Source organism: Consotaella aegiceratis (assembly GCF_036541425.1).
GTDB classification, from domain to species: domain Bacteria; phylum Pseudomonadota; class Alphaproteobacteria; order Rhizobiales; family Rhizobiaceae; genus Consotaella; species Consotaella aegiceratis.
This window is the reverse complement of sequence record NZ_JAZHFT010000150.1, coordinates 1-604: the sequence shown is the minus strand read 5'-3', so window position 1 is coordinate 604 and position 604 is coordinate 1. Positions and strand designations below refer to the sequence as shown.

Below are 604 nucleotides of genomic sequence, written 5' to 3'. Positions count from 1 at the left end.
GAGCAGGCGGCGTTCATCGAGAAGCTGAACCCCTGCTTCCGCGAGCGCCATGTCGAGAGTTCGGCGCCGGGCGAACTGCTGTCGGCCGACACCTTCTTCGTCGGCAACCTCAAGGGCATCGGCAAGGTCTACCTGCATGCCGTCGTCGACACCTACGGCTCCTATGCCTTCGGCTTTCTGCACGTTTCCAAACAGCCCGAGGCGGCCGTCGCCGTGCTCCACAACGAGGTGCTGCCCTTCTATCGCAACCTCGATCTGCCGGTCGGCGCCATCCTGACCGACAACGGTCGAGAATTCTGCGGCACCGAGAAGCACCCTTACGAGCTCTATCTCGACCTCAACGGCATTGAGCACCGGCGCACCAAGGTTCGAACCCCGAAGACCAACGGCTTTGTCGAGCGCTTCAACGGCACCGTCCTCGACGAGTTCTTCCGCGTCACCATGCGCGAGACCTTCTACGAGACCGTCGAGGCCCTGCAGGCCGATCTCGATGCCTGGCTCGTCCACTACAACACCGAACGCCCGCATCTCGGCTATCGCAACATGGGCCGCAGGCCAGCCGAAACCGTCATGTCTTTCGTCAGTCAAGAAGCTTAAGAAGACA

General features: G+C 61.6%; 1 protein-coding gene. It reads left to right on the top strand.

Annotation, left to right across the window (positions count from 1 at the left end):
- Positions 1-597, top strand: a 597-nt coding sequence (locus SMD10_RS25515) for an integrase core domain-containing protein (RefSeq protein ID WP_331688517.1), incomplete at its 5' end; no start/stop codon positions are given.
- Positions 598-604 lie beyond the last annotated feature (7 nt).